Genomic DNA, 21,018 nt, shown 5'->3' on the forward strand with positions numbered 1-21,018 from the left:
CCGCGCTCTTCTCGCCAGCGCTGCAGGGCCGCTCTGTTGACTCGCCTGACGTCTCAGTTCGGCCCGCTCTTCGTCGGTCAAATGGATAGGAGTACTCATAGCTGGAATTGTACTCCGAATCTAGCTGTTACACTCCACTAGAAGGGCGAGGCCACAACGGCAAAGGGCTTGCGCACCACCCGATGCGCAGCCCTCGGCCGCCGAGTGAGGCGGCCCTACGATCGTTGTAACTGCTTAAGAGCGGCGGCGGCGCGCGAAGCCTAACATTAGGAAGCCGGCGCCCATCAGCACGAGCATAGAGGGCTCATCAACAGTGGTGTGACCACCGTTGATATCCAGCCAGGTCTGGGCGCTGAAGCTCCACTCGTTGAGGCTACCATCGCCGTTGTAGCCGGCGTTAAGGCCGAACACTGGGTGGAACCAAATGCCGATGTTCGCACCGAAGCGAGCGCCCTCCCAGCCGTCACCGTCGTTGGGCACTGGGAAGCTGTTGATCGGGCCGGCATTGATGGAGAAGCCCTTGCTGGTCCCAGTGTTGATGATGCCGCCCGAGTAGTCGCCGAGGAACACCGCTGGGTTGCGCCAGCTGTCTGAGTCGTTCAGACCATTGTAGGCGTAGACGGCCATGCGATCGTTCACGAAGTCCATGTAGAAGATAGCCAGCTCGTTGACGTCGGCCCGCTTGGGGTTCGGGCCGTCGCTGAGGACGAGCCACGCGCCGTCCATGCTGGCGCCGCCGCGCGTTGCATCATCCACCACCCACGTCAGGCGCTCGGAAGCGTCGTTGTAGCTGGAGCTGATATTGCTGAAAGAACCGCCGTTACCAAACGTACCGCCGTCGTTGTCGTAGTTGAAGATCGTTGCGGAGGCACTTCCGGCTGCGAGCAAGCCAGCCGCGCTGAGGGCGGCGGCGCAGAGCATCATGCGCATAGGAGACGTCCTTGTGTCTTTGTTGTGATCGGGGAGCACAACTCACTTTTGCAAAATGCGTGCCCCAATTCATGAATTCTACGTTATCAGCGACTTATACGCGACGCAGCTGGTCCGCACCGCAGCAGACAGCGGCTTTCGGATCCCCCGTGTCAACTTATTCGACACCGCCACCGGTGGAGCTGATGGTCTGCAGCGCCCCGCTTCGCAACGCCGGCTCCACCCATTGTGCGATCGGCTTCGTAAGGGCGAGTCGGGGCGTGGCCAGGGTGTAGCCAGCCCAGCCGTCGCGGTGGGTCCGCTTCACCTGGTAGAGCGCGCTATCGGCGAGTGTCACCACCTCCTGCCAGCTCACGGCCGTGGGCTGACTCGGTAGCAGAGGGTAAGCGGCGAAGCCGATGGAGCAGGTGCAGTGCAAGGTTCGTCCCCCAGCGGCGGGAATCTCGCAGCGGGCGATCGCGGCGCGCACGCGCTCCGCAATCACCGGCGCTTCCCAACGCCCAACGAAGCGAACGACCACCAAAAACTCCTCTCCCCCCCAACGCACCACGTAGTCGCTGGTTCTGAACTCCCGCTCCAGCAGACGGCTGACCTCGACCAGCACCGCATCGCCTGCGTCGTGCCCCTCCCGATCGTTGATCGCCTTGAAGTGATCGAGATCGATGAGAAAGAAGATAAGGTCGTTCTCATTGGGCCGCGCTGATGGATTGTCCCGGCCGCTCGCAGCAAGCGCCGTGTCGGTCGCCAGATGGTGCTCCAGGAATCGGCGATTGGACAGGCCTGTCAACGGATCCGTAAGGCTCGCATGATTGACTGCTGCGTACGCGCGTTCCAGTTCGTCGTGACTCTCGCGCACCTTGCGGGTCTTCTCTTCCACCTCTAGCGCTAGTCGGCGGTTCTGCCCTTTCGCAACGATGCGTCCATAGACAAGGAAACACAGTAGGAAGCACCCAAGCAGGGCTGCAAGCCCCACGCTGCGCAGGGTTGTCTCGCGCTGCAGGGCAAGATCGGTCAGCGCCTGCTCCTTCTCCGAGAGCTCCAGGGCGATCGACTGGCGCTCGAACTCCGCCTCGCTCTGCATCACCGCGATGACCGACGTGCGCCTGCGGTCGAACAACGCCTCTTTAGTCCGCATGTAGCTACGCAGTGCGGCGAGCGCTGCCGCCGGTTGGCCCGCCGCCTCGTAGAGGCGCGAGAGCTCCTCGTAAACCATCAGCACCTGGCGCTTCGTGTCGTGGGCCTTCGCTGTGGCCAACGCTTCCTGGGCGTAGCGGACCGCTTCCCCATGGCGCTGACCCGCGCTCTCGAGTCTTGCCATGTCGAGGAGCGCACGCACGCTGAGAACCGACCAGCCGCGGGCCGTCGCCTGCTCCAGCACGCGCTCCAAGACAGGCATGGCGGCATCGAAGTTCCCCTGCTTGACATCGAAGTGGGCCAAGGCGCCCAGGGCCCAATCCACGTCTCGCGGGCTGCCGATACGAGCGAACATATCCCGTGCATCTTCCACGTGGGCCCGAGCCGTCTCGTAGTTGCCGAGGGCGCCGTAGGTCGTTCCCACCTGCATGTGACTGCGCGCGATGTTCTGCGCATCGCCCGTCGCCACATCCAACCTGAGCGCGTCTTGGAAGTACGCCAGGGCCTGCGTGAACTCCTTCAGCTGACGGTGCACGTGACCGATGGCGTAAAGCCCATCGGCAATGCCGGTCTCGTTTCCGGTCTTTCGCGATAGCGTCAACGAACGGCTGTGCCACTCGAGGGAGCGATCGAGCTCGCCCAAGTGATCGTAGACCACACCCAAAGAGTTGAATACGTCGATGAGCCCGGGATCGTACTCCAGCTGCCCAAAGGTCTCTTGCGCCTCGCGCAGTCGGGAGAGCGCGATCGCGTACTCGCCGCGGTAGCGATGTACTTGCGCTATCCCATGCTGCGTGTAGCCAAGCGCTACGGAGGCCTCCAGAGGTGCAAGGTGACTGAGTGCCTGGGTGAAAGCCGCCTCGGCTTCATCGTAGCGATTGAATCGCCTGAGCACCTCGGCGCGCCTTCGTAGGGCATTGCCCTGTAGCGTTGGGTCACCGGCTTGTACGGCTAGGGCTACGGCCTGGTTCGATAGCGCCAGCGCGCGCTCCGTGTCGCCCACGCTAATCGCAGCCTGAGCCTGGTCTACGAGTTCGGTGACGCCCGGCTGAGCCGGCGCCGGAGGGGCCCACAGGAACAAGAACATGGACCCGAGCGATACGCAAAGCGCTACTGAGCGGCCAGCAGTGCGCCCTGGTGGCGAGCACTTGGGGGTCAAAGCGAGGGTGCGCGATTCGTTCGAAACCGGGTCCATGCCGGACTTTTACCATAAGCGCGCTAGAAGTTGGCCCATGATTTTCGAGTCAGCGCCCCTTCGAAGCGAACCGTGCTGGGCTCGGCCTATGCCTTCGGAGCGTGCGCCATCACGTTGTGCCGGTAGCGGTCCTCGCCGCTCACGAGCACGCACCCAAAGCGGTCAAGCGCGTAGCCCTGCCCATCCACATCCTGCCCCTCGTACACCCGCACCTCCGTGCTCGTGTAGCGCGCGGCCAGCCCGAGGCGTCGCCACGGCGAAGGATTGTGACTAGAGCCGTGCAGCGTCTGACAGTCGAAGACCATGAACTGACCCGGCTCCAGCACCATCGGCACGGCCTGTTCCTGGGCGATGGCGTACTGCACCTCGAACCCTCGATGGAACAGTCCTTGGCCTCGCCTCGCGTCGCTCGTACTCGAGCTCTCCCTTGTGCGAGCCGGGCACCACCCAGACACAGCCGTTGTCCACCTGCGCCGAATCGATAGCGAGCCAGGCAGACACGGTCTTCGCGGGATCTAGGGCGGGGATCATCTTGCCACCGGGGAAGGAGCCGTCTTGGTGCCACGCAAGGGCGCTCGCTCCTGCCTCCTTGCGCATGAACTGGGAACGCCACAGCAAGAGGTCCGGGCCCAGCAACGCTCGCATCACCGCGACCATCGACGGATGGGTGCAGAGCGCGTGCACCTCCGGGTAAACCAGGTGCCAATCGCGCGCCTCCGCGCCGCCACGAGGTGATCCCGAAGCGTAGATGGGTGAGGCCGTATGCAAGAACCCAGTGCGATCGATCCAGCGACGGATACGAGCCGCCTCCGCTGGTGAACACAGGGTGATCGGGCCAACGCAGCCATTGTCCTCAAAGAACCTGACCTGCTGCGCCGTGAGACCGAACTGATCCAGCTCCCCAGGCGTCGGTGGTGGGGGTGGATCGTCTGGTGTGGGCAGCGCTGCGGTGCGTTTCGCCCAGCCCTGCGCGAGACGCTCTCGTGCTTGTGCTAGCTGCTGGGTCTGCTCTCGGTAGGCAGCCTCGAGGGCGAGGAATCCGAGCTCGATGGTCTCGATGGCTTCGGCAAGCCGTTCAGAGCCCATGCTCCCCAGGCGCTCTGCAAGGGTGAGGATACCGGCGTATGCAGCTTCCACCAGATCATCATCCAGCGCTTCACCCGGCGCCGCAGGTTCGCTGCGCAGGACCACCGCACCATCGCCCGCCACTCTCGCTGGGGCGGCTCGCGCTGACAACATGTCGAGGGCGCACCGCACCTCATCGAGATCGGCGCTGGTGCGATCCAGAGCGAGGTGCATGGCCCGATACGTCTCTCGGATCTGCGGTACCAAGTGTCGAATGAAGCGTTGAGCACCCGGGCGCAGGCGCTCGCTCATTCGGTCGATGAAGTCCAACATCGAACGCGCCGCCGTGTAGTCGGGTTGAACAGTCGGCGCCGACGGTGGTGCTTCGGTGGCACTCGGCAGCAAGCCGGGGATATCCGCGGCGGTCGGGGAACGGAAGGCGGGCCGGGACTCAGCGGCGTTCGGAGACGACACGGTGGGAGCTCCTTGACTTAGGCACTTGATTGAGCCGAATGGCTGGACGTAGTCACCAGTGCACCCGAGATGCCATGCGCACCATTACGGCGCGCTGCTCGTCATCGAAGCGGCGACGGCCATGCAACATACGCGTGTTGTCCACGATCACCAGATCGCCGCTCTCCCAGGGCACCTCGACCGTGAGGGCGGCGCTCACCTCATCCACCTCCGCCATCACAGATGCGGGGATCTCACGATCGTCTTCGAAGCGCACGTAGTTGATCTTTCGCCTCAGCGCGTGCTCCTGCCAGTAGCCGATCTGCACGCTGTTGCAGAACGCAGGCTGACGTTGCCAGCGAGTGAGCGGCACCGCGCTCGTGACGAACTCAGTGCGGATCGAGCCATCGGCAGTCGCCCGCAGGGTCATGTCGTTTCGCGCGCAGTACTCGCGTACCTGGTCGAGATCCTGGGTACGGTAGAGCAAGGGCCACTCGTGAGCGCCGTAGTGACGGATGTACTTCACGCGCGTGGTGTCAAACAATGCACGGGTTCGGTCGCTTAAGCCCTTGTATACGCTCAGACCGTCCGCGATCGTCGTCTGACCGCCGCTAGCGGCTGGGCGTTGGCAAAAGAAGAACATTGCGTGAGGCGAGGATTTCACGTAGGCCCGATCCGCGTGCAGCGGCAGTGGGAAGGTGCGCTGGCGCCCCTCACCGTAGCGGTAGGCCACGTTCTGGATGGTCCCGTCGGTCGCCCCGTTGACGGTCTCGCGTAGGGAACCGCTGCCGAGGTTATCTGCAAACTCGCAGCGGAATCGATCGGACAGGCGCTCGAAGGCCGGCACGTCGAGGGAGAAGCCCTGCAGCATCACGGCCCCGCGTCGCTTGATCTCTTCGATAATGGCCTCGACATCCAACTGTTCTACCGCAGGGGGAGCACCTTGGGGGCGCAGTAGGAAGCCACTTACGGCGGAGAGGGGGGCTTTGGTGACGATCCCGACGGGGCGCTTCCCCGGGGCGTCGCTTCCTTCGGCGATGAGCGTTGACATAGCGGTGCCTTGGGTCGCCGTCGGCCAGGCGACGGCTTATCGTTTGCGTTGTAGCGCTGATGGTAGGAACCGCTTCCTCGCCTCGCTATACGTAGAAGCCTCAAGCGCAAGTCGCCCATCGGGCTTGTGCCCATGCCATTGCACCCGATGCCACGTCCGCAACTCGTCGCAGCCGCAAGCAAAGGAGGCGTTTCCGGTGACCGCGAGGGGACGACTCCTTCTGCGGCTAACCGCAATGTGCGCCGATCGCTACCTGAATCAGGCTGCGACTGCCGAGCGCTTCTGCAAGGTGATCGAAGGACAGCTCAGACCAGCAACTCGCCCACCGCCCGATGGGCCTCGGTGATCGCCGTGTTCGTATCGGAACTCGCCCCCGCATCTGAGTTGGCGATGGCGATGCGCCCAAATGGCCTGCGCCCGATCGCCCACGGTGTGGAAGCCGGGTCCGACCACTCGGGCTCCCACAGGTAGATCGGGTTGTAGGCGTAGCCGTGAGGCCAGCGATTGACTGTGATCGCCTCGATATCGCGCTCGGCGTCGAAACCACCTGCCCTGAGCGCCGCGTCCATTTGATCGCGCACGTGGTACTCGAAGGTATCGAAGGACGTGGCCAGCAGCTGCCGGCGCCCGGCGCGCCACTGCTCGGGCCCGTCGATGTCATCGAAATAGGGCACATTGCAGAGGTGGACGATCATCGGTTGATCGGGCCGCTTATCGAAGGCGTAGTCACCCATGCTGACGGGATAGTCTAGCTCGATCTGCTTATAGAAATCGTTGGTGAAGTAGACGTAGGAGATGCCCTGCTCAACGAAGGATTTCCAGTTGCTGATAAGTACCTTCGTGTAGGTAAGAGGCACCTTGACGTTGTAAGCCAGCCCTTCCTTCTGAGCCTTCGGCAGCTCCGGGCAGAGATAGGGAATAGCGGCGTTGTAGCAGGCCATGATGCACTTGCCGGCGCGAACGGTGCGCGACTTACCGTGGCGGACGTAAGTGACGTCCACGCACTTCTCATCGGCCGTGTGCCGAGCGTTAATCACCGTGCTCTCCAGGCGCAGACGCAGATCCGCATCGGCACGGTCCAAAGCCTCGTAGTCCACCACGGCGGTCACGACGTCTTCCATCGTAACCCCGGGCACGACCTCAGGCAGCAGCGCACGCACCAACAACCTCGCCACCGAAGCGTTGCCATCGGGGAAGTGGAAGATGTACGGCTCGTCTCCGCGGTGCCCCACGCGTGGCATCGTGTGCGCGAGGCCTGGCAGTCCACCGCCGTCGCCGTACTCGCTGACTAGGAGCGCTGGCACGTCCTTCGATCCCAATCCGTAGAAGCTGCGGAACCACTGTCGGTAGATGCCGAGAACCTGCGCATCCACCTTGGCGTAATCGCGCAGGAAATCGAGGTAGCTGGTTTTCGCGAGCAGGGCGTACTTCTGCTGGTAGGAGAGCCCAGGTAGGTAGTCCCGCTTCTCCGTAAAGATGCGTACCAGGTCGGCGCGCGCCTGCGCGCTCATCGGCGTATCGCCAGCGAAGGCCTCCCATGATCGCGAACCGTAGCCCGTGACTAGCTTACGCTCGCCATAGGTGGCCGCATCGAACATGATCGAGTGGCCCAGCCCCATCGACGCGTACAGATCCTGATGGAAGTACTTGTAGAAGCGCTGCAGATCAATGCCTATGTCCTCGAGCAGCTGGCGCGCGATCGCCGTGTAGGACGAGGGCGTATCGATGGCCTCCGTACCGCCGTAGCCAATGCGCGTGCGGCCCTGAATGCGAAACTCGTTGCGCTTGGCGTGGCCGCCGAAATCATCGTGGTTATCCAGCAGCAGGATGCGTGCCTGGGGCTGCGCTTGGCGGTAGAAGTAGGCGGCCGACAGCCCGCTGATACCGGCACCGACGATCACGAGATCGTAATGCTCACTCGGCGCCTCAGCGGGCCAACGCTTGCCCGCAACGCGTGCGTGCATCGTCTCCCAGGCACCGTCGTGGGTGCCGCGCAGACCTGTTCGCGCGGGCGGATACGCAGCCGTCGACGCTGCCGCACCGAACACCTCGCTCCACGGCGTGAGCAGGCTCGCCCCCAAGGCGACTTGCGTACCGTTTAAGAAGTCTCTGCGTGTGATCTGCTTGCTCATGGCTCCCCCGGCTCGCCGGCGCGAACGATTGTCGCACGAGAAGGCACACCAGGCGTTCGCCCCTCGAAAGGGGAACCCTGTTGCTTTAGGAAGTGAACTATCCTTGAGGCTCACACGGTTCAGGAGGTTCCCATGCGCTACCGTACATCGACGTCCGCTATCGCGACTGCGGCCATCGCACTACTGGCCGGCGTCGGCACGTCTGCGCTGGGCGGAGTGTTCGGCGATCCACCGGACGTCATCGTGTGTTCCGTTGACGATCCAACGCAGGTGCTGCCCTGGGACCAGCTTGTCTTCTACGTGAGCGCCCGCATCGAAGATGGCGCCACCTTGTACAAGTCTCTGACCTCCAACCCCGTCTTGGTTACCGTCGGCCTAGACGGCTCAGTGCAGGCTCCCAACTTGGAGGACTGCGATGGCAAGACGGTCGCTGCATTGCGGCGAGCCGGAAGGGCCCGTGACTACGGCGGCTGAGACGGCGCTACCGGGCAGACTTGGAGCTACTATCGCTGCGCACACTTCGCAGCCCACAAGCGAGGAGCAGCGCACGGGCGAGAGCTTACCTTCCCTAGGCACCAGTCGGCGGCGAGGCGGCGCAACCAGCTGGCGCTCACGGCAGCGAACTAGTCCTTCGCTTTGCCGCCATGGCGGTGCTAGCCCTCACGGCATCGAAAGCCATCGCCCGCGTTGCGCGCCTAGCCCGCTGAGCGAGCACCTGGCGACGCCTCGAGATGCTCACCGTATACCGCTGCGAAGGCGGCCCTCCCGAAACCCGCTTCAGCGGATGAAACCCCCGTCTGGGCAACTAACGGCGCCCCTGGCACGTGGTTGTTCTCGCGCGGATGCTGAGGTGAGAGGGCCACTGACGAGGCGGCGTGGCCATCTGTGCCTTACTCGAGGGCGATCAACACCTCATCGATGCGGACTATTGCGTCCTCGTCGGCGAAGGTCTTCTCGTTGTGGAAACCGCCGACGGCAAGGGTGTGCTCGCCCGCCGCGAGGGACACTGTGGCGCTGAAGGTCTGCCAGCCCGTACTGAGATTGGGACTGTCGTCATCGTCCGGTCCCGCCAACTCATCGATCACCTCGCCGCCATCGCGCCCGATCAAAGCGCCATCGATGGAGGCGAGCACCTGGGCGAACTCGTCGCTCTCGTGCTGCCCGCTCAGCACCAGCTCGTAGCGCAGGGACAGGGTCACGGTCGATGCCTCGGAAAGACTGAAGCTTCGCGACCATGCACCGGACATGCCGCTGATGTCGTCATCGTCGATACCGCCGGTGGTCACCGACAGGCCGCCACCCTCAAAGCCGCCGCCACTCTCGTAAGCACCATTCGCATAGGCGGGGGCGCTGGTGTTACGGAAGGCATCGTCGGCGTAGGCAAACCCGTCACTGTCGTCGTCGAAACGCGCATCGACGATCACCGGCACGATGGTCAGGCTCACGTCATCGTAGCGAACGCGGGAGACCTCGTCGTCCACGGTCTTCTTGCTGTGGAAACTACCAAGCGTTAGCACGTGCTCGCCAGCAGGCAGCGACACCGTGGCGCTAAAGACCTGCCAACCCGTGCTGACGACGCCGTCGTCGGGGCTGCCGTTGACGCCCACGAGCTCCGCTATCGCATCGCTGCCCCCGGTGCCGAGAAGCACCCCGTCGATCGATGCCAAGGCCTGCACCACCTCATCGGACTCATGCGAGGCCGCGTGGTCGAGCTCGTAGCGCAGCGTGAGGGAGACCAGGGCTGGCTCCACCAGGGTGAAGGCACGGGTCCAAGCGCCGGACATACCGGTGATGTCGTCGTCGTCGACGCCACCTGTCAAGACCTCGAGGCCACCGCCCTCGAACCCCTTGTCGTTGCCGTAGCTACCGTCCGCGTAGATCGGCTCGTCGGTGCCGCGGAAGGCATCGTCGATGTAGGTAAAGCCGTCACTGTCCTGGTCGAAGCTCGTCTCGATCAGCACCTCATCGTCCAGCACACGCCAGGGGAAGGTCACCTCATCCCTGCCATCTCGCGTATCGACCACCGACGCGGTCACGGTGAACTCACCAACGGTGATGGGCGTGCCGCTGATCAGTCCCGTGGCCGGATCGATGGTGAGGCCGTCGGGCAGCCCGGCAGCAGCGAAGGTCAGCTCGTCGCCGTTGCCGTCACTTGCGATGAGCTGCAGCGAGGTCGGCTCGTCCACCACCGTGCGCTGGTCGGGGGGCTGTTCCAGCATCGGTGGGACGTTGGGTTCGAGTGCCACGTCCCAGGAAAAGGTGACTGCAGCGCTGGCACCGCCTGGGTCCGTCGCGGTGGCGCTGACCGTCAGTGTTTGCTCGGGCGTGGGCCTGCCGGAGATCAGCCCGGTCGCGGGATCGAGAGTCAGTCCATCGGGTAGGGGTGCTGCCGCGTAGGTCAGGGCATCGCCATCGACATCCTCGCCCTGCAATTGCAATGCGACCTCCGCATCCACGAAGTCCGTCTGCGGCCCCGGATCCATGAGCGTCGGTGGCACGTTGTCGGCAAGGTCGGCCACTGCCCAAGTGAAGGACACCTCGCCCATACCTCCGTAACGATTACTGGCCATCACGGTGACTGGATACACCCCAGGCGTGGAGACGCGCCCGCCGATCACCCCGGTCACAGGGTTGATACCCGTAATCGGCGGCAGGCCTGTTGCGGTGAACGTGAACGGCCCCTGCTCCGTGTTGGCAACAGCGATGGCTACACTGACGCGATCGCCCACCCCGTTTCGTTGATCGCCGGGATTGAGGAGCTCGGGTGCGCCCAGGGGGTCGATGCACTCCACCACCAGCGCGCTGATGGCGTTGTCGTCGCCGCCGGCGAGTACCGTGTCCTCGGTGACGATGAGATCTGCTCCCAAGGAGACGTCGTTGCCGCGGAACAGCAGCACCCGCAGGCCCGCAGGCACGGCGATCGCGCTGATGCGATTGTTTTGGTCCTCAGGCAGGGATTCGTAGACGGCCACCGGCAATGTGCCTAGGGAATCGGCAAAGTTGGTGTCGTCGAACAACTCCACGGCCGAGCCAGCGCAAGCGCCAACCACTGGATTTGGAAACGGGTTGTCGTACACCGCCACCTTGAGCGTGGAGGGCTGAAGGCCCGGCCGACCGTAGGTAAGGTAGGCCTCACCGGCATCGTCAGAGTCGCGACCGTTGCCCTCACCGTCGGCCTGCCAGGCGCCGGTCACGACGTCATCGTAGCCGTCGCCGTCGATGTCACCCGCGGTGCTGAGGGCACGGCCCTGGCGCCCACCGGCATCCTCGCCGGTAATCACAGCCCCGGAGCTGCCGTCGGCAGCGAACTCCGGTCGCAGCGTGTCGAGCACGAACACGGGCGGGAAGATGGCCCGCCCTAGGATCAGGTAGGCTTCACCGACATCGGAGGTGTTGTTGCCGCCTCCCCCTTCCTCACCACGAAAGGACCCAACGATGATGTCATCGAAGGCATCTCCGTTGACGTTGCCCGCCGTGCTCACGGAGGCCAAGCGGTCACCCGCGTCGCTACCCGGCACGATGAACCCGCGACTGCCGTCACCGCCATTGGCTGGGAACAGGGAACGCAGATCGAAGGCGGGGCCACGCACCGTGCGCGGCGTGCCGAAGATAGCATACACCGCACCCGACTCGATCAGGCCGAAGGGTTCCGCTCGGTAAGCGCCCATCAGCACGTCATCGAAGCCATCGCCGTTGATGTCCCCAGCCCCATGGACCAGGCCGAGGCGATCGCCGGGCGTTGCCCCGACCACCACGAAGCCTTGGCTACCATTGCCGCCGTTGCTAGGCAGAAGCGATGCCAGCTCCAAGATGCTGGGGAACGGATCGCTGCGGCCGTAAATCACGTACACCTCGCCGGACACCCCTCGCCCGCCGGAAAGCGCGCCAAGCACCAGGTCGTCGATGCCGTCGCCGTCTACGTCGCCCGCTTCGGCCACCACCCCCATGCGATCGAGGTTCTTCACCCCGCGCACGACGAAGCCCTCGCTGCCGTCGCCCTCGTTCACCAAGGCCTCGACTTCGATCTCGGCAGGGAAACCGCCATCAGGTCGGCCGAAGATCACGTAGGCCTCACCCGGACCGTCGCCAGGCGTCGGGTCGTCGTAAATGTAGGTGTCGACCAGGGCACCCACGACGAGATCCGCCAGGCCATCCCCATTGAGATCGCCCGCCCGGCTTACCGACCGACCCAGCTCATCCTGTCGCCGGAATCCGCGGATGACGAAACCCTGGCTGCCATCGCCGCCGTTCTGCGCGAGCAGGGCGCCGACGCTGAAGTTATTGGGTAGGCCGCCAGGGCGACCGTAGATCACGTAGGCCTCGCCCGCGTCGTAGGGGAGGTCGTTGATCTCCGTGCGACCTGAGTAGATGGAGCCGACGATGAGATCGTCTACCCCGTCGCCGTTGACGTCACCGATGAAGTCAGCCGAACGGCCGAAGCGGTCGCGGGTGCGTTCATCATCGGGGTGGAGCGCGATGCCGAGAGTGCCGTCCCCGCCCAGCAGGTCCCCCAAGCGGAAATCGGGGTCGATGGGCTGACCGCCGTAGACGACGTAGACACGACCGTCCGAGCGAGCCTCCGTCTTCCACGCGGCGATGACCAGGTCGTCTACGCCGTCGGCGTTGAAGTCGCCGTCACCGCCGACGAAGATGCCGACGTTGCGATCGGTTTCATCGCCGAGAAACTTGACCCCATCCACGTCCGCTGCGGGCAGCGGCTGGACCATGACACTTACCAATGCGATAGCCAGGAGTTGGACGTACCTTCCCCGTGGCGCTTCCCTGCGCATGTCGCCCCCCTTGAGCGTGCTGGCGATCCTCTCCCTGAGTGAGCGACGCGGAGCAAGCTAAGGTAGGACCCCGATGTCGCTTTACGAAGACAGCGTAGTGCAATTCGCGTCTTCGTTCAACGACAACTCAAGCCTATGGAATTCTTAGGCCGACCCGCGTGTGACGCACCTGCCGTGCGATAGGGGCACAGCGTCAGGCACGCATCCGCCCCTCTCGGTCGCGGCGTCGGAGGACAACGCCGCTCGGACTGTCACAACAGTGTCAGGCGGTCCGTCTTATTCAAGCTGATCACCTTGTCGAACGGCACGCTGGCCTCCTCCCGGTGACCGATCGCCGGCAAGGTGGCGATCGCGCTTAGCAGCACATCCAGCTGTCGTTCCGAAACATCGAGAAACGTGAAAACGATGCCCTCGCGATCCGCGTACTTGCGGATTCGCTGGAAGGCGACTTTCACGTACTCCAGCTCCACATCCGGCCCACTGGCCGAGGATAGCGTCAGCCTGATGAACGTGCCGCGACCATCGTCAGGGAACAGGTTTGCCAAGTCCTTCTCATCCAAGCACTCGCCAAGGTAGAGGCAGCCACCGCGAACGTTTAGGACGATGTAGCCGCACTTGACGGGATGCCAAGCGTAAGGGTTCGCCGTGTCGGCGATGACCTCGCATTTAGCGATCACCCGTTGGCCACTCAGTTGACGTTTGTCGGACGTCCGATTAACCGTTGCCATGACTGCCCAGGCCTCGCGATCTTCCTCCCGCGCACGCGGTGTGCGTCGCCGCTCCCGCGTAAGTGGTGGGAGGGCGTGTTCGGATGAGCCGACGCTGTCGCCGCTCGCCCCCTTCTCGTGCTTATCGTCAATTGACGCGGGAACTTCAGCGACCGGAGGGCGTAGCTATGACACCGTTCACACTCGAACCCTCTGAGGGCGTCGTGCGGCGCGAGCCAAACTGCGACGGGGGCGGCAGCGGCAAGCGGCCGAGCCCCAGGGTTCTCCCTAGCGCCTCACCCACGCATCCGCCTCTATCTCGACCTTGTAACCGATCCCCACCAAGCGTGCCTCCACCAAGGTGTTGGCTGGGCAGATACTTCCGAAGCGCAGGCCGTGGGCACGCGCTACGGGCTCCCAGTCGGCGATATCGTTGACGAACACCCGCGTGCGCACGACGTCCTCCAGGCGTCCCCCTAGGGCGCTGATCGCTGCCTCGATCTTGTCGATGACAAAGTGCGTCTGAGCCGCCGGATCACCGCCGCCAATGAGGCGCTCGCCGTGCGTCGCTGTGGTGCCCGAGACGCTAATCTGAGCGCCCTCCCGCACGGCACGGCAGTAGCCGGCCAGGGGCTCCCACGGGGTACCGCTGAAGACCCTCACGCGACCATCCTCGCCGCGCCTGGGAGCAATCGACGGCGGGATGGTGTTGAAATGATCGCTCAGGTCACCCGCAGCGGTAAGATAAGGAGCCTTACGGTACTCATCGCCACAGTCCCCAGGCACGGGGTCTAGGGTCGCCAGCACGCTGTCCATCACGGCGTGGTCTTGGGCATCGAGACTGCAGCGGAAAATGGCTAAGTTCTCCTCCACGTGGCTCTTACCATTCAAGCGCGCGCCCATGATCACACCGCCCACAGCGGGTTGGTCAAGCATGTAGCGACTCGCCACCACGGGCATGCTCACACCATGTCGGCGGGCGACCTGCGCCACGGCGCTCAGCACGCGCTGAAATGGCGCCCAGCCGCCCACCGCATCGATGAAGCGTTTGTACTTCATCTGCGACCAAGTGCTTAGCGATTGTGGCTCCGGAGCGTCAACCCACGCTTCGCTGAGCAGGCCTCCGGCGAGCGTGCCGTAGGCCAACAGCTTGACCCCGAACTCCTCACACAAGGCGGTCATGGAACCGCCAGCCCGACGATCTAGCAAGGAGTAGCTGAGCTGGTTGCTCACGATGGGGATGCCACTGCTCAGGGCGATGCGCAGATGGGCCGTATCGAAGTTGGTCACCCCAAGGTGGCGGATCAGACCCTCTGCGCGCAGCTCGTCCAGGAAGAAGAGCGCGTCGAGCCACGACGGATCTGGGTAGTGCCAGGCGTGAAACTGCAGCAGATCCACGCGCTCGCCTTGCATACGCTGCAATGCGCGATCTACCGCCTCGCGCACGGCATTCCGCGACACCGGCCCGGGGGCGGGAACCCATTTGGTGAGCAGCTGCGCCTCGCCGCCACGGGCATGCTGGCGGCGGAAGGTGCCGGCGATCACCTCAGCGGAGCCGTAGTGATCCGCCATGTCGAAGGTTGTGAAGCCAGCCTCCACGTACGGCGCCATCGCCTGTGCCGTTGCGACCGCATCAAGCGCGACCGCCCGCTCGCTGTCAGCAATCTGCCACAGGCCGTTCAGCACCCGGGCAATCCTCAATCCGGGCGCCAGCTGAATCGTCTCGACGAGTCCTGTCATTGCAGTTCCTTTCTACCCCTGCGGCAACTCGGTAAACCGGGCCTGCCAAGGTTCACCCCGGCGCACGCAGCGCTGCCGCGCCAAGGCGTAGCTAGCGGTACCTAACCCCATCACCAACAGCCACACCCAGGTGGAGCGGAAGTACCACGCTTCCGCGTCAGCGGTGAGGTCCTTGGCGATGTGAATGACGAGAAATGCGCCTAGGAGCGCGACGCCGGCGACGCCGACGATCCGTTGCACGGTGCGATTCGGCAACGCCACCACTTCGGCTGCCAGGGAGGGATTGACGTGCGGCAGGGTGAGCAGCGTCACACACATGAGCAGGAAGTTCACCAACATCGCAGTGACCATGATGTCGATGCCGAGAAAGAAGTCCCCCGCAAAATGGCTGCCGAGCGCACCGATGCTCGCCATCAACCCGCTGACGACGAGGGCCCGATGCGGGGTATGCAGGCGATCGTGCACGCGGGCGACGGCGCGCGGGAAGATCCCATCCTCTGCCCAAGCGAACACCAACCTGGAAACGGACAGCAACATGGCGGGCAAGTCGTTGATCAAGGCCACCGCGGCACCGGTGAGAATCGCCACGCCGAGGCCTGCGGGCAGCAGGTAGGCGAGCAACCCTGGCGCGGAGATGTCCTTGGTCGCAGCCTCCTCAGCCACGAACCACCAGGGCACTGCGTGGTACACGGCCGCGGTGAATGCAAAGTAGAAGGCCCCCACGACGGTGATCGTCAGCAGGATGGCGAGGGGCAGGGTGCGCGCTGGCGCACGAGCTTCCCCTCCCGCCTGGGCGATGGCATCGAAGCCGATGAAGCTCGAGAACATCAGCGCCGCGGCGGACAGAAACACGGGCCATCGCCAATCGGCAGACGGTGCGCCACCTACGGTGCGCGCTTCCTGCGCCAGCACTGCGGCAGCAAAATCCCCGTGGTCGAAGCTCACTCCGGCCACGATCACGATCGCCCCGAGGACAAACATCAGGCCCATCATGCCAATCAGCGTGCGCGAGTAAGCGCGCAGGCCGAGCACGTTGATCGTCACGAATCCCCAGATCAACACCAACGCCAACCCCACCCGGACCGGCCCGACCTCGAGCGCTGCGGCAAGCGCGCCAGCGCCACTGGCCACGGCGATATCACGCAGGAACGGCACGATGACGTAGGCGATTACGCCAATCACGATCGAAAGGCCAAACCACTGGGAGAAGCTGGCGATGAAGCCGAGATACGGATTGAGGCCGCGGCTGGCGTAAAGGTAGCTGCCACCTGCGCGCGGCATGGCCGAGGCGAGGGCGCCGTATGCCAGGGCTGCGACAAGGGCGGGCGCGGCCGCCAGCATGAAGGCAGGAAGGACGTAAGGTCCGATGCCCGGCACGCTACGATGCACCATGAAGGGCACCACATTGATCGAGGCGCCGAGCATCGCGCAGATGCCCGTAGCCGTCAAACCGAGCAGGCCTAGGCGCCGTTCGAGCACGCGGCCTCGTCCTTGAGGTAGCGATCAAAATGGGCCACCAACTTGCCGAACAGATAGCGGGCGTAGGGCCCTTCACGGCTCCATCCGTGGGTGGCGCCGGGGGCGAAGGCGAAGGCGAAATCCTTGCCTGCCCTGATCAGCTCGTCTGCCAGCACGGCGATAGTCTTGAAGGGCACGACCTGGTCCTGCATACCGTGGATGAGCAGCAGGTGATCCTCGAGCTTAGCCGCGTGATGTCTCGCCTGACGCGCGAAGATCTCTGGATGGGTAGCCGGTTGGCGCACGATCGCCACATCGTCGGTGCCGAAGAAGTAGGGATCGACGGCCGCCGCTGCCGCAACGCCTGCGCAGAACAGGCCCGGTTTGGTGAGCAGTGAGTACACGGCGAGCGTGCCTCCGTAGCTGCTACCCCAGATACCCAATCGCCTATCATCTACGTAAGGTAGGGACTTGAGATAGTCCGCAGCGCTGGCTAGATCTTCGATGTCATTGCCGGCGAAATCGGTGAGGAAGGCCTCACGGAAATCGCGGCCGTAGCCCGTGCTGCCGCGTACGTCCACCTGCACCACCACGTAGCCTCGCTGGGCGAGCAGGTGCTGCACTAGGCCGTAGGTACCGCTCCAGCGGTTGCGCACCGTGTTCGAGTAGACCGGGCCGAAGAGCACGGGGTAGCGGCGCGAGGCGTCGAAGTTCGGTGGCAAGAGCAGACGAGCGTGCAGGACCTGATCATCGATGCGACTCGCAAAGCTCACGTAGCGGGGAGTGCCCCAGGCGATGTCGAGGAACTCGCGCGGGGGTGAGCGGGTCACCCGTTGGCGTTCGCTGCCGTCGCTGCGCGAGATGAACAGCTCCGTGGGTTGATCATCCGCGCTGTGCAGAGTGGCGAGCCACTGTCCATCGGGCGATGGGAAAGGGACGTGGCGACCGGGCACGCGGGTCACTTGCTCGGTCTCACCGCTCGCCAACGAGAGGCGGTACACGTGCTGATCGTAAGGGCCTGCCCCGTTGCCGGTGAAGTAGACTAGGCCCCGCGCTGGCACGACGGTAGGCGCACTCAGCACGTCGTAAGCAGGGTTCGTGAGACGGGTGAAAGGCGGCGGGGCCTGCCCTGGGTCGAGGGCATAGAGGCCGTAGCGATCTTCCGTATCGCTCAGGAAAATGAGCCGCTCGCCGCTTGGGTCCCACGCGGACGCGAAGGCGGTGTAGATGCGACTTGGCCGGTGGCCGTGCCAACGCGCCTGCGGGGTATCTTCCCCCGGGATCAGCGTGTAGAGCCAACGATCGACGGCTGTATCCGACGCCACATCGATCAATAGCACGCCCTGCGGGGACCAGCTGAAGTCAATGATCTGATTCGCTGTGGACGCCGGCAGGGACGGCCAGTGCATCTCGCCGGTCATCACATCGAGCAATGCGAGAGTTCGCGACTCATTCGGGTCGCCGGGGTATCCGCGGCGCACGAAGTTCGGGTCGGTCTCCGCCGCCAGATAGTTCGGAAAGGGCACCTGGCGCATGCCGCGTCGATCGACCACGTGCAACGCGATGTGGCGACCGTCCGGCGACCAGGCGTAGGTAGGCCCCGACCAGATGCCAGGACCGATCTCGCGCTCCGGCCGACGGTAGCGGCCGGCGGGCAGTGAGGACAGGGACGGCAGCCCCAGGGTGGTCAATACGTCGCTGACTTGCGCTCGAAAGTCGTACTGCCAAAGATCGCCGTCCTGAAGCCAGGTGAGTCGCGTACCGTCCGGGGACAGGGCGAGCGCTGAGGCATCGCCCGCCAGCGTAGCGAGCAACTCGTGCTCCTCCCCAGGCAACCTCGTCTGCCAAAGGCCGTCCCCCCGCAGGGTAATCAGGTGCTGACCGCCCTTAGACCACAGGACCTGCGAGACACCCGGTGCTGCATCCGTCGGGGCATTCACGCGGCGCAGCCCCTCACCGGTGGCCGACACCAACCACAGTTCGCGCACGGCGGCGCCGGCGTCGCTCCAGAGGAACGCTAGGTGCGCACCATCGGGAGACCAGGTGAGCTGAGCGGGAGCGGTACCTGCCAGCTTAGGGAGGGTGAAGAGCTGATCGAGCGTTAGCTGGCCCGGCGCCGCGGCGTCGGCGCGTGGGAGCGACCACGCCGCTGCCAAGGCGATGACAATCTCAAGCGGCCAGCGCACGCGGGTACAAGAGCGTGAAGTACTTCTAGATAGGTGCATCCTGCTCCCTGGCGCTGGTGTTCGGGCTCAGGGTACAAGATCGATCAAGCCGAGGGCGCTGCACGCACTAGTTGCCGAACAGGGCGTTGAAGGCAGCCACCATCTCCTCGTCGGACACCTCTCGCAGGCGGGTCGCGATGATCCAGTGGTGGCCGAATGGGTCGCGAACGCGGCCCGCCCGATCGCCGTAGAACTGATCCGCCAATGGAAAAACCTCCTCCGCCCCGTTGGCGATCGCCCTTGCGAACACCGCGTCCGCGTCGGCGACGTGGAGGTTGAGGACGACGCTGGTCGCTCCCAAGCGTGCTGGACTTCCTGAGCCCACGCCCGGCATCTCATCGGCTAGCATCACGCGCGCACCGTGGATGTCGAGCTCGGCGTTCATGCACGTGCCGTCCGGCGCGACCAGGCGCGAACGGATCTCCGTTGCGCCGAATACGTTCACGTACCAGGCGATGGCCTCGCCCGTGTGGGCGACCTGAAGGTAGGGCATGAGCGATTGCATAGCAGCTCCGTTGGGGGCGATTTAGGCACTAGCTCTGACGGGACGAGAGCCACCGTCTCGAGACCTTCTCACAGATATCCGGCCAGTGGTGGCGGTAGTTTACGAGAGCCGCCCCCAGGGCGCGGACCGGACCTAGGAGATTCGCGCCCTGCGTTGTGGCTAACCTACAACAGCTCCTCGGCGATCGATACATCTCCCTCCCGTTCACGGGTATTTGACTCGCCTACGTGTTGCTATCGAGCCCTCGCTTGGCGAACAATCCGATGCAGGTTGCGTGAATACAACGAATAACACTGCTTCTTAGGGGGATCCTCGGTGAAAAAGCCAATCTTTCTGCTCGCGCTGCTCATCCTCAACGGCTGCGGCGGCTGCGGCGACACCTTGGCGCCTGCCCCACCTCCTCCGCCCGAGCCCACGCCCGACCCGCCACCGGAGGTCACTGACCCCGCGCCGTCGGCGTTCTTCATCGACGCCACCGGTCAGCTGCCCGACGCGCGCAACAACGACTGCTTCGACGCCCGCGCCTTCGATGCGGAAGGTGATGGCGATCTCGATCTATTCCTCGCCGCCTTCTCCCTCAACGGCGCCCGCAACCGCCTTTTCGTCAACGACGGCACTGGCAGCTTCACCGATCCCGACAGCCTGCCGCCGAACCTTGGCATCTCCGAGCACGTGGCAGTCGGCGACTTCGACATGGACGGCGACCTCGACATCGTGGTGGCCAACGTCAATAGCGACCCCGGCGACATGCACGAGTACTACTTGAACACTGGCTCCGGCCCGAACTTCGAGCTAGCGCCCCAAGGGCTCCCCGTGGCTGGCCTGTCCGCCTTCGTCGTCGCGCGTGACGTTGATACGGACAATGATCTTGACCTTTTCTTCTCCAACTTCGGCCGGAGCGACCTGCTGCTCAACGACGGCATAGGCAACTTCAACGAGGCCCCCGCCGGCAACCTGCCGGGCAACGATCCGGAGATCACCGAAGACTCGGGCGTGGGCGACGTCAACGGCGACGGCTTCGACGATATCTTCTTGGCTTACCGCGGCAGCGCTAGCGAGGGCCAGGGGCTGCAAAACCGCCTCTGGCTGAACAACGGCCTCGGCGTGTTCACCGATGTGACGGATACCAACCTGCCGACGATCATCGACTCCACCTTCGATATCCAGCTAGCGGATGTCGATGGGGATGGCGACCTGGACGCGCTAATCGCCAACGCCACGATCGGCGATTCGAACCGCCCCTTGGCCGACTCGCTGCTCATCAACGACGGCAACGGCATCTTCACCGACGAGACAGCCGCACGCTGGCCGCAAGCGACCCTGTCCAACACCTACGGTGTGCTGACGATCGACCTCGATCGCGATGGAGATCTAGACATTCTCACGGCCGAAAACCTCGGCGCCACCAGCGTAGGCACCGTCCGCGCCTTCGCCAACGATGGGACGGGCGTGTTCTCGGAGCAGACCGACACGCTCATCGGTACGGTGGTCGGCAACATGGTGCACCTGGAGGCCGCGGACTTCGATGGCGACGGTCTGCTCGACGTCTACTTCTGCGCCACGCGCAACTTCGGCGCGGCCGGTTCCGGTCGAGACTTCCTGTTCCTCGCGCAGTAGCGCTTCGGCGAGAGTA

At 64.3% G+C, this 21,018-nt stretch carries 14 protein-coding genes; 2 read left to right on the forward strand and 12 right to left on the reverse strand.

Going from position 1 to position 21,018, the window contains the following annotated elements; translation table 11 throughout:
- Positions 1-234: 234 nt before the first annotated feature.
- The 6 genes from AAGA68_23845 to AAGA68_23870 all read right to left on the reverse strand — a co-directional run bounded on the left by AAGA68_23845 (position 235) and on the right by AAGA68_23870 (position 7,960).
- Entirely contained in the window at positions 235-930 is a 696-nt protein-coding gene (locus AAGA68_23845; protein ID MEM9388107.1) for a PEP-CTERM sorting domain-containing protein, read from the reverse strand.
- Between the two features lie 157 nt (positions 931-1,087).
- Complete coding sequence (locus tag AAGA68_23850) at positions 1,088-3,151, reverse strand: diguanylate cyclase (protein MEM9388108.1); 2,064 nt, start codon at positions 3,149-3,151, stop codon at positions 1,088-1,090.
- A 194-nt stretch (positions 3,152-3,345) separates the two neighbouring features.
- The gene (locus AAGA68_23855) at positions 3,346-3,564 is read right to left on the reverse strand and encodes a hypothetical protein (protein ID MEM9388109.1); all 219 of its coding nucleotides are present in this window, start codon (positions 3,562-3,564) and stop codon (positions 3,346-3,348) included.
- Positions 3,530-4,798 (reverse strand): phytanoyl-CoA dioxygenase family protein, encoded by a 1,269-nt coding sequence (locus tag AAGA68_23860; protein ID MEM9388110.1) that lies wholly within the window; start codon positions 4,796-4,798, stop codon positions 3,530-3,532. Before AAGA68_23860 ends, AAGA68_23855 begins: the two co-directional genes overlap by 35 nt.
- A gap of 52 nt (positions 4,799-4,850) precedes the next feature.
- Positions 4,851-5,828, reverse strand: a complete 978-nt coding sequence (locus AAGA68_23865; GenBank protein MEM9388111.1) for a TauD/TfdA family dioxygenase — start codon at positions 5,826-5,828, stop codon at positions 4,851-4,853.
- A 305-nt stretch (positions 5,829-6,133) separates the two neighbouring features.
- On the reverse strand, positions 6,134-7,960 hold the full coding sequence (locus AAGA68_23870) for an NAD(P)-binding protein (GenBank protein ID MEM9388112.1): 1,827 nt from the start codon (positions 7,958-7,960) through the stop codon (positions 6,134-6,136).
- A gap of 132 nt (positions 7,961-8,092) precedes the next feature.
- On the opposite strand from AAGA68_23870, the gene AAGA68_23875 reads away from it, so the two are divergent.
- The gene (locus AAGA68_23875) at positions 8,093-8,434 is read left to right on the forward strand and encodes a hypothetical protein (protein MEM9388113.1); all 342 of its coding nucleotides are present in this window, start codon (positions 8,093-8,095) and stop codon (positions 8,432-8,434) included.
- Positions 8,435-8,850: 416 nt separating this feature from the next.
- Here the strand turns inward: AAGA68_23875 and AAGA68_23880 are convergent, their stop codons facing one another.
- From AAGA68_23880 to AAGA68_23905, 6 genes are all read right to left on the reverse strand, one after another.
- Positions 8,851-12,687, reverse strand: a complete 3,837-nt coding sequence (locus tag AAGA68_23880) for a putative Ig domain-containing protein (GenBank protein MEM9388114.1) — start codon at positions 12,685-12,687, stop codon at positions 8,851-8,853.
- A gap of 314 nt (positions 12,688-13,001) precedes the next feature.
- Positions 13,002-13,427 (reverse strand): hypothetical protein, encoded by a 426-nt coding sequence (locus AAGA68_23885; GenBank protein ID MEM9388115.1) that lies wholly within the window; start codon positions 13,425-13,427, stop codon positions 13,002-13,004.
- A gap of 318 nt (positions 13,428-13,745) precedes the next feature.
- Positions 13,746-15,197, reverse strand: coding sequence for an aldo/keto reductase (locus AAGA68_23890; protein MEM9388116.1), 1,452 nt, complete (start codon positions 15,195-15,197; stop codon positions 13,746-13,748).
- Positions 15,198-15,209: 12 nt separating this feature from the next.
- Positions 15,210-16,676 carry an APC family permease gene (locus tag AAGA68_23895; GenBank protein ID MEM9388117.1) on the reverse strand — a complete coding sequence of 489 codons (1,467 nt, stop codon included), beginning with the start codon at positions 16,674-16,676 and terminating at the stop codon, positions 15,210-15,212.
- Positions 16,658-18,880 (reverse strand): prolyl oligopeptidase family serine peptidase, encoded by a 2,223-nt coding sequence (locus tag AAGA68_23900; GenBank protein ID MEM9388118.1) that lies wholly within the window; start codon positions 18,878-18,880, stop codon positions 16,658-16,660. Before AAGA68_23900 ends, AAGA68_23895 begins: the two co-directional genes overlap by 19 nt.
- 67 nt (positions 18,881-18,947) lie before the next feature.
- A complete protein-coding gene (locus tag AAGA68_23905) occupies positions 18,948-19,385 on the reverse strand; it encodes a VOC family protein (protein MEM9388119.1) in 438 nt (145 codons plus the stop codon).
- A gap of 315 nt (positions 19,386-19,700) precedes the next feature.
- Here AAGA68_23905 and AAGA68_23910 point away from each other — a divergent pair, with 315 nt between their 5' ends.
- Positions 19,701-21,002 (forward strand): VCBS repeat-containing protein, encoded by a 1,302-nt coding sequence (locus tag AAGA68_23910; GenBank protein ID MEM9388120.1) that lies wholly within the window; start codon positions 19,701-19,703, stop codon positions 21,000-21,002.
- Positions 21,003-21,018: the final 16 nt, after the last annotated feature.

It is taken from the genome of Pseudomonadota bacterium, assembly GCA_039193195.1.
Classification (GTDB): Bacteria; Pseudomonadota; Gammaproteobacteria; order Steroidobacterales; family JBCBZW01; genus JBCBZW01.